Origin of the sequence: Streptomyces sp. NPDC048370 (genome assembly GCF_043200825.1) — a bacterium.
GTDB lineage: Bacteria > Actinomycetota > Actinomycetes > Streptomycetales > Streptomycetaceae > Streptomyces.
Genome location: NZ_JBICYI010000003.1, coordinates 214,466 through 227,317, shown reverse-complemented (window position 1 = coordinate 227,317; position 12,852 = coordinate 214,466). Strand labels below are relative to the sequence as shown.

General features: G+C 69.2%; 10 protein-coding genes and 1 riboswitch. Of the genes, 5 read left to right on the top strand and 5 right to left on the bottom strand.

Annotated features, from left to right (window positions below; translation table 11 throughout):
- Positions 1-65 precede the first annotated feature (65 nt).
- On the top strand, positions 66-500 hold the full coding sequence (locus ACGFYP_RS08340; RefSeq protein ID WP_393489109.1) for an SsgA family sporulation/cell division regulator: 435 nt from the start codon (positions 66-68) through the stop codon (positions 498-500).
- 81 nt (positions 501-581) lie between these two features.
- On the opposite strand, the gene ACGFYP_RS08335 is transcribed toward ACGFYP_RS08340, so the two are convergent.
- Positions 582-1,976, bottom strand: a complete 1,395-nt coding sequence (locus ACGFYP_RS08335; RefSeq protein WP_393487967.1) for a YibE/F family protein — start codon at positions 1,974-1,976, stop codon at positions 582-584.
- 71 nt (positions 1,977-2,047) lie between these two features.
- A riboswitch (TPP riboswitch) is annotated at positions 2,048-2,195 on the top strand.
- On the opposite strand from ACGFYP_RS08335, the gene thiC reads away from it, so the two are divergent.
- Both thiC and ACGFYP_RS08325 read left to right on the top strand, forming a co-directional pair.
- Complete coding sequence (gene thiC / locus ACGFYP_RS08330; RefSeq protein ID WP_393487965.1) at positions 2,189-3,964, top strand: phosphomethylpyrimidine synthase ThiC; 1,776 nt, start codon at positions 2,189-2,191, stop codon at positions 3,962-3,964. (Overlaps the previous riboswitch by 7 nt.)
- Before the next feature lie 106 nt (positions 3,965-4,070).
- Positions 4,071-5,471, top strand: coding sequence for a VWA domain-containing protein (locus ACGFYP_RS08325; protein ID WP_393487963.1), 1,401 nt, complete (start codon positions 4,071-4,073; stop codon positions 5,469-5,471).
- 78 nt (positions 5,472-5,549) lie between these two features.
- Here ACGFYP_RS08325 and ACGFYP_RS08320 read toward each other — a convergent pair whose 3' ends face one another.
- From ACGFYP_RS08320 to ACGFYP_RS08310, 3 genes are all read right to left on the bottom strand, one after another.
- Complete coding sequence (locus tag ACGFYP_RS08320) at positions 5,550-6,425, bottom strand: hypothetical protein (RefSeq protein ID WP_393487961.1); 876 nt, start codon at positions 6,423-6,425, stop codon at positions 5,550-5,552.
- Between the two features lie 159 nt (positions 6,426-6,584).
- Complete coding sequence (locus tag ACGFYP_RS08315; RefSeq protein ID WP_393489106.1) at positions 6,585-7,808, bottom strand: metallophosphoesterase; 1,224 nt, start codon at positions 7,806-7,808, stop codon at positions 6,585-6,587.
- A gap of 223 nt (positions 7,809-8,031) precedes the next feature.
- Positions 8,032-9,138 carry a LacI family DNA-binding transcriptional regulator gene (locus ACGFYP_RS08310; protein ID WP_315894917.1) on the bottom strand — a complete coding sequence of 369 codons (1,107 nt, stop codon included), beginning with the start codon at positions 9,136-9,138 and terminating at the stop codon, positions 8,032-8,034.
- A gap of 378 nt (positions 9,139-9,516) precedes the next feature.
- Between ACGFYP_RS08310 and hisC the strand changes: the two genes are divergently transcribed.
- Positions 9,517-10,641, top strand: a complete 1,125-nt coding sequence (gene hisC, locus ACGFYP_RS08305) for a histidinol-phosphate transaminase (protein ID WP_393489102.1) — start codon at positions 9,517-9,519, stop codon at positions 10,639-10,641.
- A 102-nt stretch (positions 10,642-10,743) separates the two neighbouring features.
- Here hisC and ACGFYP_RS08300 read toward each other — a convergent pair whose 3' ends face one another.
- Positions 10,744-11,124: a cyclophilin-like fold protein gene (locus tag ACGFYP_RS08300; RefSeq protein WP_361957671.1), complete on the bottom strand. Its 381-nt coding sequence runs from the start codon at positions 11,122-11,124 to the stop codon at positions 10,744-10,746.
- A gap of 206 nt (positions 11,125-11,330) precedes the next feature.
- Between ACGFYP_RS08300 and ACGFYP_RS08295 the strand changes: the two genes are divergently transcribed.
- Positions 11,331-12,839: a cytochrome ubiquinol oxidase subunit I gene (locus ACGFYP_RS08295; RefSeq protein WP_393487958.1), complete on the top strand. Its 1,509-nt coding sequence runs from the start codon at positions 11,331-11,333 to the stop codon at positions 12,837-12,839.
- The last annotated feature ends 13 nt before the right edge of the window (positions 12,840-12,852 follow it).

The window sequence follows — 12,852 nt, the reverse complement described above, 5'->3', positions numbered from 1 at the left end:
CCGTTTTAAACACAGCTTTCAGCAGCCGTGCTTACACAACTGCTTCATCGACTGCGGGGTACATGATGCGAGAGTCGGTTCAGGCCGAGGTCCTGATGAGCTTCCTCGTCTCTGAGGAGCTCTCCTTCCGGATCCCCGTGGAACTGCGTTACGAGGCCCGGGATCCCTACGCGGTGCGGATGACCTTCCACCTTCCCGGGGACGCGCCCGTGACCTGGGCGTTCGGCCGGGAGCTGCTGCTCGACGGGATCAACCGACCGAGCGGGGACGGCGATGTGCACATCGCGCCGACCGACCCCGAGGTCCTCTCGGACGTCGCCATCCGGCTTCAGGTCGGCAGTGACCGGGCCCTGTTCCGGGCCAGCGCTCCGCCGCTCGTCGCCTTCCTCGACCGGACGGACAAGCTGGTTCCGCTCGGTCAGGAACGGACACTGGGCGACTTCGAGGACAACCTGGAGGCGGCACTCGGTCGGATTCTTGCGGAGGAGAACGCCGGCTGACCGGCCCCTGGGCTCTGGGCCCCGGCGCCAACCTGGCCCAGAGCCCAGAGCCCAGAGCCCGCAACCCGGCCTCGCGCCCCGTCACTTCGCGCGGCGGCGGCGCCCACCCTTGGACGGCCTCGACGGCCTGGATGAACGCTTCTCCAGCGAGCCCGACGAGCCCGGCGCGCCCAGCGGGCCCGGCCGGTCCGCCGAGACGACGAGCGCGGCGAGAACGGTCGTGACCGGCACCGAGGCGACAAGACCGATCGATCCCACCAGCGTGCGGACGATCTCCTCCGCGACCAGTTCGCTGTTGGCCACCGTCCCCACACTGCTCTGCGCGATGGAGAAGAGCAGCAACAGGGGCAGGGCCGCACCGGCGTACGCGAGGACCAGCGTGTTCACCACGGACGCGATGTGGTCGCGACCGATCCTGATGCCCGCCCGATAGAGGCCGCGGGGCCCGAGCTTGGGGTCCGCCTGGTGCAGCTCCCACACCGCCGAGGTCTGTGTCACCGTCACATCGTCGAGGACACCCAGCGAACCGATGATGATGCCCGCGAGCAGCAGACCGGACATGTCGATGTCCGGGTAGAGGCCGTGGATCAGGCCGGTGTTGTCGTCCGTGTTGCCGCTCAGCGAGGCCCAGCCGATGAAGAGCGAGCCGAGCAGCCCGATCAGGAGCAGCGAGATCAGGGTTCCGAGCACCGCGACCGAGGTGCGGGCGGAGAGTCCGTGGCACATGTAGAGCGCGATCAGCATGATCGCGCTCGATCCGACGACCGCCACCACCAGCGGATTCGATCCCTGGAGGATCGCCGGCAGGATGAAGAAGGTCAGGATCATGAAGCTCACGGCGAGCGCGATCAGCGCCATCACCCCGCGCATCCGGCCGACAAGCACGACCGCCACGGCGAAGATCAGACCGAGCACCGCCAACGGCACCTTGCGGTTCACATCCGTCACCGAGTACTGCAGGTCGCGCGGCGCATCCGGCGCGTACGCCACCACCACGCCCTGCCCGTCGTCCAGTTGGCGGGGCGCGTCCGGCTGCACGATCTCGACGAACGTACGGCCCTTGTCCGGACCGCTCGTGACCTCGATCGTCGCCTTCTCGCACTCCCCCTGCTGGGCGTTGGCCGCCTCGCGTCCCTCGGGCGTCGAAGGGTCGGCGGTCGGCGGGACCTGAGCGGCGTTCACGTCCTTGCAGTCGATCTTCTCCACGGAGACGACCTCGCCCTGGTACGTCTGCCGGTCGAAGCCGACGCCGGTGCGCTCGTGCTCGGGAGCGCCGCCCGGCCACAGGACCACGAGCCCGACCACCACGGCCGTGGCGAACGGGATCAGGACAGCGGCGATGACCCTGCGCAGATGCCGGGAGACGGGCGCGGCCGGCCCATGGCTGTGCGAGTGGGCGTGCCCGTGGCCCCCGTCGCCAGGGGCGCCGTGGCCGTCATGACCGTCGGGTTCTGGGGTCTGCTGCGAGGAAGTCACCGACCGATCATCGCAAGAACGGCGGGGGCCCACTGTTCAGCACGGCCGGATTGACGCTAGCGTGGTGACACCTTTGCACACGCGGGAGCTCGGAGCACCGGGCTGAGAGGGCGCTGATCACCGTACGCGCGTACTGGATGTACGTACGGGAAGAGGCTGCGCCGACCGCCGAACCTGTTACCGGGTAATGCCGGCGTAGGGAGATCGGTCTCATGACCATTCAGGATGCACGCACGCCTGCCACCAGCCAGGACGAGCGCAAGCCGGGCTGGCACAAGGGATACGTCGAGGGCTCGCGCCCCGACCTCCGGGTGCCCGTCCGCCAGGTGCACCTCACCAACGGCAAGGACGTGACGCTGTACGACACGTCCGGTCCGTACACCGACCCCACCATCGACACCGACGTTCGGCGGGGCCTGCCGCCGCTGCGCGAAAACTGGATCATCGGGCGGGGCGACACCGAGGAGTACGCGGGCCGCCCGGTCCGCCCCGAGGACGACGGCATCAAGCACACCTCGCCGCGCGGCGGTGGGCTGAAGAACCTCGACGCCGTCTTCCCCGGCCGCCCGCGGCTGCCCCGCCGGGGCCGCGGTGGCAAGGCCGTGACCCAGCTCGCGTACGCCCGCCGGGGCGAGATCACGCCGGAGATGGAGTACGTCGCGATCCGCGAGAACGTCTCCGCCGAGGTCGTACGGGAGGAGATCGCGGCGGGGCGGGCCGTACTTCCGGCCAACGTCAACCACCCGGAGATCGAGCCGATGATCATCGGCAAGCGGTTCCTGGTGAAGGTCAACGCCAACATCGGCAACTCCGCCGTCACCTCCTCCATCGAGGAGGAGGTGGAGAAGATGACCTGGGCGACCAAGTGGGGCGCCGACACGGTCATGGACCTGTCCACCGGCCGCAACATCCACACCACCCGCGAGTGGGTGCTGCGCAACTCTCCCGTGCCGATCGGCACCGTGCCGCTCTACCAGGCCCTGGAGAAGGTCGACGGGAAGGCCGAGGAGCTGACCTGGGAGATCTACAAGGACACCGTCATCGAGCAGGCCGAGCAGGGCGTCGACTACATGACGGTCCACGCCGGCGTGCTGCTGCCGTACGTGCCGCTGACCGCCCGTCGCAAGACCGGCATCGTCTCGCGCGGCGGCTCGATCATGGCCGCCTGGTGCCTCGCGCACCACAAGGAGAACTTCCTCTACACGAACTTCGAGGAGCTCTGCGAGATCCTGGCGACGTACGACGTCACGTACTCGCTGGGCGACGGTCTGCGCCCCGGCTCGATCGCGGACGCCAACGACGAGGCGCAGTTCGCGGAGCTGCGCACGCTCGGCGAGCTGAACACGATCGCCAAGCGCCACAACGTGCAGACGATGATCGAGGGCCCGGGGCACGTCCCCATGCACAAGATCAAGGAGAACATCGACCTCCAGCAGGAGATCTGCGAGGAGGCGCCGTTCTACACCCTCGGCCCGCTGACCACGGACGTCGCCCCTGCCTACGACCACATCACCTCGGGCATCGGCGCCGCGATGATCGCCTGGTGGGGCACGGCGATGCTCTGCTACGTGACGCCCAAGGAGCACCTGGGCCTGCCCAACCGAGACGACGTGAAGACCGGCGTCATCACGTACAAGATCGCGGCGCACGCGGCCGACCTGGCCAAGGGGCACCCGGGGGCGCAGGAGTGGGACGACGCGCTCTCGGACGCGCGGTTCGAGTTCCGCTGGGAGGACCAGTTCAACCTGGCGCTCGACCCGGACACGGCCCGTGAGTTCCACGACGAGACGCTGCCCGCCGAGCCCGCGAAGACCGCGCACTTCTGCTCGATGTGCGGTCCGAAGTTCTGCTCGATGAAGATCTCGCAGGACATCCGCCGGGAGCACGGCGGCGACCTCAAGTCGGAGGAGATCTCGGCCGGGATGGCGGAGAAGTCCAAGGAGTTCGCGGCGTCCGGCAACCGGGTGTACCTGCCGCTGGCGGAGTAGTCGGCCGGCGCTCGGCGTACGGGCCCGCGACCCACGGGGGGATCGCGGGCCCTTCGGCGTTCCCGTCGCCGTTCCCGCAGGCGGCCGGACTCGGCAGACTGACGGCATGACAGCGAGTTCCCTGAGCAAGGGCGCCAACCTTCCGGTCGGCTCACCCGTCGTGCGTGCCGTGCTCTCCTGGTCCGCCGGGGCGGGGGTGCCCGACGCCGACGCCTCGGTGCTGCTGCTCACCGGGGCCGGACGGGTGCGCGACGACAGCGACTTCGTCTTCTACAACCAGCCCACCCACGCCTCCGGGGCCGTACGCCACCTGGGAAAGCGGCCCGAGGCGGGCGCGACGACCGACACCGTCGAGGTCGATCTGCGCGGGATCGAGCCCGCCGTCGACCGGGTGGTTCTGGCCGCGTCGGCGGACGGCGGGACGTTCGGCCAGATGTCCGGCCTTACGCTGCGGCTGCTCGACTCCGGTACGGGGGCCGAACTGGCCCGCTTCGAGATGGCGGCGACGACCGAGACCGCGTTCATCGGCGGCGAGCTGTACCGGCGGGCGGGACAGTGGAAGTTCCGGGCGATGGGGCAGGGGTACGCCTCCGGGCTCGCCGGTCTCGCCACCGACTTCGGGATCAGCGTCGACGAAGAGGAGCCGGCGGCGCCTCCGTCCCCGGCGCCCGTACCCGCCCCTGCCCCCACACCCACACCCGCCCCGGCTCCCGTACGGCAGGCGTCGGTGGCCGACCGGCCGCGGTTCGAGAAGGACGTGGAGCGGCTGCCCGTCGACATGCGCAAGCGGCTGTCGCTGCGCAAGGAGCAGGTGGCGGTGAGCCTGCGGAAGCACGGCGCGGCCGGGGTCACCGCCCGTGTCGTCCTCGTCCTCGACGCCTCCGGCTCGATGTCCTTCCTCTACTCCAAGGGCATCGTGGCCGATGTAGTGGAGCGGATGGCGGCCGTCGCCGCGCAGTTGGACGACGACGGTGAGATGCAGGCCTGGACCTTCGCCTCGAACGCCGCCCGGCTGCCCGATCTGCGCCTGGGTGACCTTCCGGACTGGCTGCGGCTTCATGTACGGGTCGGTGAGCTCGGCCTCTTCCGGCGGCGGAGGCCCCGGAACGGTCTCGTGCCCGGTCAGCTCGACATGCGGGACGTCGGCATCCAGAACGAGGAGCAGAAGGCGATCGCCCAGATCCGGGCCTTCGTCCGGGAGAATCCGGCGGCCGCTCCCACGCTCGTGCTCTTCTTCTCGGACGGAGGCGTGTACCGCAACGCGCAGATCGAACGGGAGCTGCGGGAGGCCGTCGAGGAGCCGATCTTCTGGCAGTTCGTCGGTCTGGGACGGTCCCAGTACGGGGTGCTGGAACGCCTCGACACCATGACGGGGCGACGCGTCGACAACGTGGGGTTCTTCGCGGTGGACGACATCGGCAAGGTGCCGGACGCGGAGCTGTACGACCGGCTCCTGTCCGAGTTCCCGTCCTGGATCACGGCTGCCCGGCGAGCCGGGATCCTCTGAGCCGGACCGCTGACCCCGACCTTGCGGGGCCTGGACTGAGCCGCGGCAGAGTCCGGACTGAGCCCGGCCGAGCCCGGCTCAGTCCGGCCGGCGTTCGGAAGGACCGAGTTCCGGGCCGGTGTAGTCGGGACCGGTGAAGTCGGGACCCGTGTAGTCCGGGCTGGTGAAGTCGGGGCTCGCGAACGTCGGGCGCATCCCGGACGAACCCTCGTTCGGGCTGGAGAAGTCCGGTCCGCTGTAGCCGATCTTCGGTATGCGGTCGGTGCGGGGCGGCGGCACGGACTGCGGGGCAGCCGGCGGTCCCGGCGTGGCCAGGGCCTCGCGCAGGAACGGCAGGATGCCCCGCTCAAGGAGGGCGCGGCGCCAGGACTCCCGGGCGCGGGACAGCTCGTCGTCCGCTTCCGTACGGGGTGGATCGTTCGCGGCCACTTCCGTGGAGCGGTTGCGCAGCGCCGTGACCAGCAGTCCGACGGCGGCGCAGAAGAGGCCGGCGGCGGCGACGGCCCCGAAGAACCAGCCGGCCGTCAGCAGGGTGTCGGCGACGGTGATCGAGGGATCGAGCACCTTGAGCACGGCTCCGACCAGCAGGAATATCAGCGCGGCCGGGCCGGCGAGGACCGGCGCGAGAACGGTGACGATCGCGACGATGCCCGCGCCAGGGCCGCCGCTCGCCCCGTCGCCGTCCGCCGTCAGGACGGCGTCCATGACGCTCGTACCACTCGGTGACCGGACCTCTTCGCGGACTTTTACGAAGTGGTCGTACTCGATCGCCGCCGCGGCGGTGATCAGGGCCGTCGCGCTCAGCGCCATCGTGCGCAGTTGCCCGGCCGTGAGCCGTTTCCCGATCTCGGCGAGATCTGGATGGTCGTACGCGTTGCGCAGTGCGTCGTCGAGGAGGCGCTCGTACTCGGCACGGTCCTCGGTCAGCAGGTGCGGAGCCACGTTCATGTGCATCCCCCGATGCTCCGTAGGGCCGTATTGACCGTGGGATACGGCCAGTTGGGCGGAAACGGAGGAGAGCCTGCTACGGATGATCCGATGGTATTGCGGTTATGGCACAGGGTGACAGGGGGTTTCCTGAAATCGCCTTCCCCGGATGCGCAGCGTTATGCGTCAGCCATGCAGGGGGAGTTGGACGACCAGCAGCTTTCCGGCCATGGTCACACCGCCGTCCATGGCGATCGCCAGTCCGTCCGCGTACACGTGCGGACCGTCGACGACCGGGTCCGAGCCGCCCTCGTCGTCCTCGGTGCCGACCTGGCCCAGGAGGTACGGGATGGGGCTGTGACCGTGCACGACACGGTCGCCGCCATAGGTGGCGAGCAGCTCCTGGACGGCCTCGGGGCCGCCGTCGTCGCGGAAGGCGAAGCGCTTGGTGAACTTGCGGAACAGGTCCCAGACCTCGTCCGCGTCGTTCCGGTTGATGGTCTCGTGGACGGTCTCGTTGACGTCCTCGATGGTGCTGCCGTAGTCCAGGTAGGCGGTGGTGTCGGAGTGCATCAGCAGGTGCCCGTCCTCCTCCACCATGGCGTCGAGCCGGGACATCCACTGCAGGTGGACGTCCTGGAGCCGGTCCATGTCGTGCTTCTGGCCGCCGTTGAGCAGCCAGGCGGCCTGGAAGGTGGCGGTGCCGGCGCCGGAGTTGACGGGGGTGTCCCCGAAGCGCTTGGCGCCGATGAGCAGCAGCTCGTGGTTGCCCATCAGGGCCTTGCAGTAGCCACCGGCGGCGGCGGCCTCCGCGGACAGGCGCATGACGAGGTCGATGACGCCGATGCCGTCGGGACCGCGGTCGGTGAAGTCGCCCAGGAACCAGAGGCGGGCGTTGCCCGCGGCCCAGGCGCCGTTGTCGTCGATGAGGCCCTGCGCGCGCAGGGCGGCGAGGAGCTCGTCGAGATAGCCGTGGACGTCGCCGACCACGTAGAGCGGGCCGGGGCCTTCGCCTGCCGGGGCGGGCGCGGGGGACGGCACCGGGTCCTCGACGCGGACCTGGACGGTGTCCCCCCGGTTGATCACCGGGAGATTGCGCTCGGTGGGGGTGTAGCCCTCGGGGATGTCGCCGTCCGGGAAGGCGTTCCCGGGGTGCCCGGGAACGGCGGCGGAGAGCGAGACCGGGGGCGTGAAGGAGGACCTGGCGGAAGCGCCGAGTCCGAGGTGGAGGGTGGGATCGGCGACGGGCCGGAAGGACTCGTCGGGTACGACGGGATGTCCTGCCGGGGGTTCCAGGGGCTGGCCCTGTACGGGCACCCGGGCGTACGGCGGTACGCGGAAGTCACGCAATGTCGCCGTGCGCACCACGGGTTCCTGCCCGGCCCCCTGAGTCATCGACCCCTCCACCACCGTCGCGATGCCCTGCACATCGCGGACCGGCCTGGTCGGGGTGGTCCGCGATGTCGTGCGCCCATCATAGGAATGAGGGTCCGCCTGTGTGACGCACCAGGGGTGGTGAATCCGGGTCCACTCCGGGTTCACCGGTTGTTTCGCCCGAATTGAGAAGGTCCGGTCCAGGGTCGGAGCAGGGCCGGGGCGGAGTTTGGGTCCGGCACGGCTCCGGAGCCGACCCTCAGTCCTTCGCGGGGGACCGGGGCGGGCTGACCGTCGTTCGCGGCGAACGCCTCTGGGAGGACGTCCGGACGATGAGTTCGGTCGGTATCACCTGCTCGACCGGTCCGTCGGTGTCGATCCCCTCGATGGCGTCGATGAGGAGCTGGACGACGGCCGTGCCGATCCGGCGCGGTTTGAGCGAGAGGGTCGTGATGGGCGGTTCGGTGTTGGCGTAGACGGTCGACTCGCTGCAGCAGACCAGCAGCAGATCGTCCGGTACGCGCAGTCCGTAGCGGCGGGCGGCCGCCAGCAGATCGGTTCCGTTGGGGTCGAAGAGTCCGTAGACGGCGTCGGGTCGGTCGGGGCGGGCGAGCAGCCGGTCGGCCGCGACGGCGCCCGCGCACGGATCGTGCGCCGGATAGGCCTCGTAGACGGGGTCCTGGCCGACCCGCTCGCACCAGTTGAGGTACGCGGTGGTGGACAGGCGGGTGTACGTGTCGGTGGTCGTGCCGGTGAGAAGGCCGATCCGGCGGGCGCCGGCGTCGGCGAGGTGGTCGAGGAGGTCGAGGACGGCGGCTTCGTGGTCGTTGTCGACCCAGGCGGTCACCGGGAGGGTGCCGGCGGGGCGTCCGTCGGAGACGACGGGCAGGCCCTGGCGGACCAGCTCGGTGACGACCGGGTCGTGGTCGGAGGGGTCGATGACGACGGTGCCGTCGAGGGCGACGTTCGACCAGACGTCATGGCGGGAGGTTGCGGGCAGGATGACCAGGGCATAGCCACGGGCGAGCGCTGCCGATGTGGCGGCTCTGGCCATCTCCGCGAAGTACGCGAATTCGGTGAAGGTGAAAGGTTCATCCCCGTAGGTCGTCACGGTCAGGCCGATGAGGCCCGACTTGCCGGTACGGAGCGTGCGGGCCGCCGCGGATGGGCGATAGCCCAGCCGGTCTGCGACCTCGCGGACGTGGCGGCGGGTGGCGTCCGGGAGCCGGCCCTTGCCGTTGAGCGCGTCGGAGACAGTCGTGATGGAGACTCCGGCGGCGGCGGCCACATCCCGGATGCCCGCCCGCCCCTGCCGGCTTCCCCGGGTCTGTGCCCGGCTCACCTGGTGCTTCCCTGCTGCTGTCATGGCGAGCCGATAGTAGGGCGAGGGCGGGTGGTTGGGACGCCCGCATATGCACTCGTTGACAGGCACGTTTCTGCATGATCAAGAGCGGTCAATTGCCTGTGAAAGAAAGGGAGTTAGGGGTCCCCGAGAGTGATCTTTGGTTGTCGACCGGGACGGGCCTGCCAAGGAGACTATGTCTCGAAGAGGTCTCAACTCACCTCTACGGGCGACGCGCGCCACGGCGCCCGCCACCAGCGCACGCCACCCAATCGCGCGCTCCCCCACTTGTCCACAGCATCCGCCATCCGTTGTCCACAGCCCATTCGCAGCGGAGGCGAATCCTCATAAGGTGAGGAGCATTGGTGGTACGGACGGTCGAGGAGGACCATAGTGAGCGCAGTGAGCGACACCGCCGGAGCGGGCGGAGCCGGCGGTACGGGCGGGGCGGGCGCGGGCGGACCGAAGCTGCGCGCCGTGCTGGACAGCATCCCTACCTACAAGCCGGGCAAGCCGGCCGCCGCGGGCGGTCCGGTCGCCTTCAAGCTGTCCTCCAACGAGAACCCGTATCCGCCGCTGCCGGGTGTGATGGAGAGTGCGGTGGCCGCCGCCGGCGCGCTCAACCGGTACCCGGACATGGCCTGCACCGGTCTGATGAACGAGCTCGCCGACCGCTTCGGGGTGCCGCTCGCGCACCTGGCCACCGGCACGGGCTCGGTGGGCGTGGCCCAGTCGCTGATCCAGGCCACCTCGGGCCCGGGCGACGAGGTCATCTACGCCTGGCGGTCCTTCGAGGCGTACCCGATCATCACGCAGATCAGCGGGGCGACCTCGGTGCAGGTGCCGCTGACCGACGGCGAGGTGCACGACCTCGACGCGATGGCCGAGGCGATCACCGACCGCACGCGGCTGATCTTCGTGTGCAACCCGAACAACCCCACGGGCACCGCGGTCCGCAGGGCCGAGCTGGAGCGGTTCCTGGACCGGGTGCCCTCCGACGTCCTTGTGGTGATCGACGAGGCGTACCGCGAGTTCGTCCGCGACACGGAGATCCCGGACGGCATCGAGCTGTACCGCGACCGGCCGAACGTCGCGGTGCTGCGTACCTTCTCCAAGGCGTACGGCCTGGCCGGGCTGCGGGTCGGCTTCGCGATCGCCCATGAGCCGGTGGCGGCGGCGCTGCGCAAGACGGCGGTGCCGTTCGGCGTGAGTCAGCTGGCGCAGGACGCGGCGGTGGCCTCGCTGCGGGCGGAGGACGAACTGCTCGGACGGGTCGGCTCGTTGGTGGCCGAGCGCGAGCGGGTCCACGCGGGGCTTGTGGCCCAGGGCTGGACCGTGCCGGACACCCAGGCGAACTTCGTCTGGCTGCGGCTCGGTGAGCGGACGCTGGACTTCGCGGCGGAGTGCGAGCGGCACGGCGTGGTGGTGCGACCGTTCGCGGGCGAGGGCGTGCGCGTCACGATCGGTGAGACCGAGGCGAACGACCTGTTCCTGAAGACGGCGGAGGGCTTCCGCCAGGAGGGCTGATCGGGCAGGGCAGGAGCGTGCCGAGGGCGGCCTGGACGGCGGCCGGTCGGGTGGGCGGGGTGGCCGGTCGGTCGGGTGGGCCGGTGTGGCCGTCGGGCCCCGTCAGTCCTCGGCGCGCTCGACGCGGATGGGGTCGCCGTCCCTGACGGTGGCCAGGACGCGCGGGTCTCCGTCCAGCGAGCCCAGCAGGTTGCACGGGCTCGCGAGCCGGCATTCGTCGCCCCGGGATATGGGGGTGGGGCCGTAGGGGAGCGCGAGGGCGTCGCCCTCGGTCCAGAAGGCGACCGTGCCCGGCTCCACCACCTGCCGTGCGTCGGCCTCGACGGCGGTGGAGACCGGAGTGTCGAAGTAGACCTCCTCGCCCCAGGTGTGGGCGGTGGAGGCGATCGGGAGAGCCCCCACGAGCGCCTTGCTCGTGGGGGTTTCGTCGAGGGTCGCCGTGGTGTGTCCGGCGGGCCAGGAGATGCGAATCCGAAGGGTCATGCCCCAGATTCAACAATATGTTGAAGGCCTGGGGAAGGGGTGACCTTCGAGTAGGGGTACCCCGGTCTTACGTACGGATTTCGTATGAGCCATAATGCTTGTGAATGTGAACGCGTTCACAAGCGTGTCCCTGTTCATCCCTTAATAGGTGGGATTAAAGGGGCAAACTGCCGTTGTGACCACGGCGATGTAAGGAGAATGACGACGTGGACCTAGCTCTGGCGCCCGAGACTCTGGCGCGATGGCAGTTCGGCATCACCACCGTCTACCACTTCCTCTTCGTCCCGCTGACGATCTCCCTCGCCGCGCTCACCGCCGGTCTCCAGACCGCCTGGGTGCGGACGGAGAAGGAGAAGTACCTCAAGGCGACGAAGTTCTGGGGCAAGCTCTTCCTGATCAACATCGCGATGGGTGTCGTCACCGGCATCGTGCAGGAGTTCCAGTTCGGCATGAACTGGTCCGACTACTCGCGCTTCGTCGGTGACATCTTCGGTGCGCCTCTCGCCTTCGAGGCGTTGATCGCGTTCTTCTTCGAGTCCACCTTCATCGGTCTGTGGATCTTCGGCTGGGACAAGCTGCCGAAGAAGATCCACCTGGCCTGCATGTGGATGGTGTCGATCGGCACCATCCTCTCCGCGTACTTCATCCTGGCGGCCAACTCCTGGATGCAGCACCCGGTCGGATACCGGATCAACGAGGAGCGCGGGCGGGCCGAGCTCACCGACTTCTGGCTGGTCCTGACGCAGAACACCGCGCTCACCCAGTTCTTCCACACCATGACGGCCGCGTTCCTGGTCGGCGGAGCCTTCATGGTGGGCATCTCCGCCTTCCACCTGGCCCGCAAGAAGCACGTCCCGGTCATGCGGACCTCGCTGCGGCTCGGCCTGATCACCCTGATCATCGCCGGGCTCGGCACGGCCATCAGCGGCGACCTGCTCGGCAAGGTCATGTTCAAGCAGCAGCCGATGAAGATGGCCGCCGCCGAGGCGCTCTGGGACGGCGAGGCACCCGCGCCGTTCTCGATCTTCGCGTACGGCGATGTCGACAAGGGTCACAACAAGGTGGCCATAGAGATTCCGGGGCTGCTGTCGTTCCTGGCGAACGACGACTTCAGCTCGTACGTCCCGGGCATCAACGACATCAACAAGGCCGAGCAGGAGAAGTTCGGTCCCGGCGACTACCGGCCCAACATCCCCGTCGCGTACTGGGGCTTCCGATGGATGATCGGCTTCGGCATGGCCTCGCTGGCCATCGGCATGCTCGGCCTCTGGCTGACCCGCAAGAAGTTCCTGCTGTCGCCGGGGATGCGGACCGGTGAGGACGAGGTGCCGAATCTCGTCCTGTTCAAGCGGAAGGCGCTCAGCCCCCGGTTCACCAAGTGGTACTGGATCGTCGCCCTCTGGACCATGGCCTTCCCGCTCATCGCCAACTCGTGGGGCTGGATCTTCACCGAGATGGGCCGGCAGCCCTGGGTCGTCTACGGCGTGCTGCGCACCAGGGACGCGGTCTCCCCCGGTGTCTCGCAGGGCGAGGTCCTCACCTCCATGATCATCTTCACCCTGCTCTACGCGGTCCTCGCCGTGATCGAGGTCAAGCTGCTGGTGAAGTACGTCAAGGCCGGACCGCCCGAGCTCACCGAGGCCGACCTCAACCCGCCCACCAAGATCGGCGGGGACCACCGTGACCCCGACCGGCCCATGGCCTTCTCGTACTGAGGCTCAGGAGATC

What these genes read in the sequence shown, in the direction of transcription:
- ACGFYP_RS08325 (WP_393487963.1), top strand. Translation starts at nt 4,071, where the DNA reads ATGACAGCGAGTTCCCTGAGCAAGGGCGCCAACCTTCCGGTCGGCTCA.
- ACGFYP_RS08300 (WP_361957671.1), bottom strand. Translation starts at nt 11,124, where the DNA reads ATGACCCTTCGGATTCGCATCTCCTGGCCCGCCGGACACACCACGGCG.
- ACGFYP_RS08340 (WP_393489109.1), top strand. Translation starts at nt 66, where the DNA reads ATGCGAGAGTCGGTTCAGGCCGAGGTCCTGATGAGCTTCCTCGTCTCT.
- ACGFYP_RS08310 (WP_315894917.1), bottom strand. Translation starts at nt 9,138, where the DNA reads ATGACAGCAGCAGGGAAGCACCAGGTGAGCCGGGCACAGACCCGGGGA.
- thiC (WP_393487965.1), top strand. Translation starts at nt 2,189, where the DNA reads ATGACCATTCAGGATGCACGCACGCCTGCCACCAGCCAGGACGAGCGC.
- ACGFYP_RS08320 (WP_393487961.1), bottom strand. Translation starts at nt 6,425, where the DNA reads ATGCACATGAACGTGGCTCCGCACCTGCTGACCGAGGACCGTGCCGAG.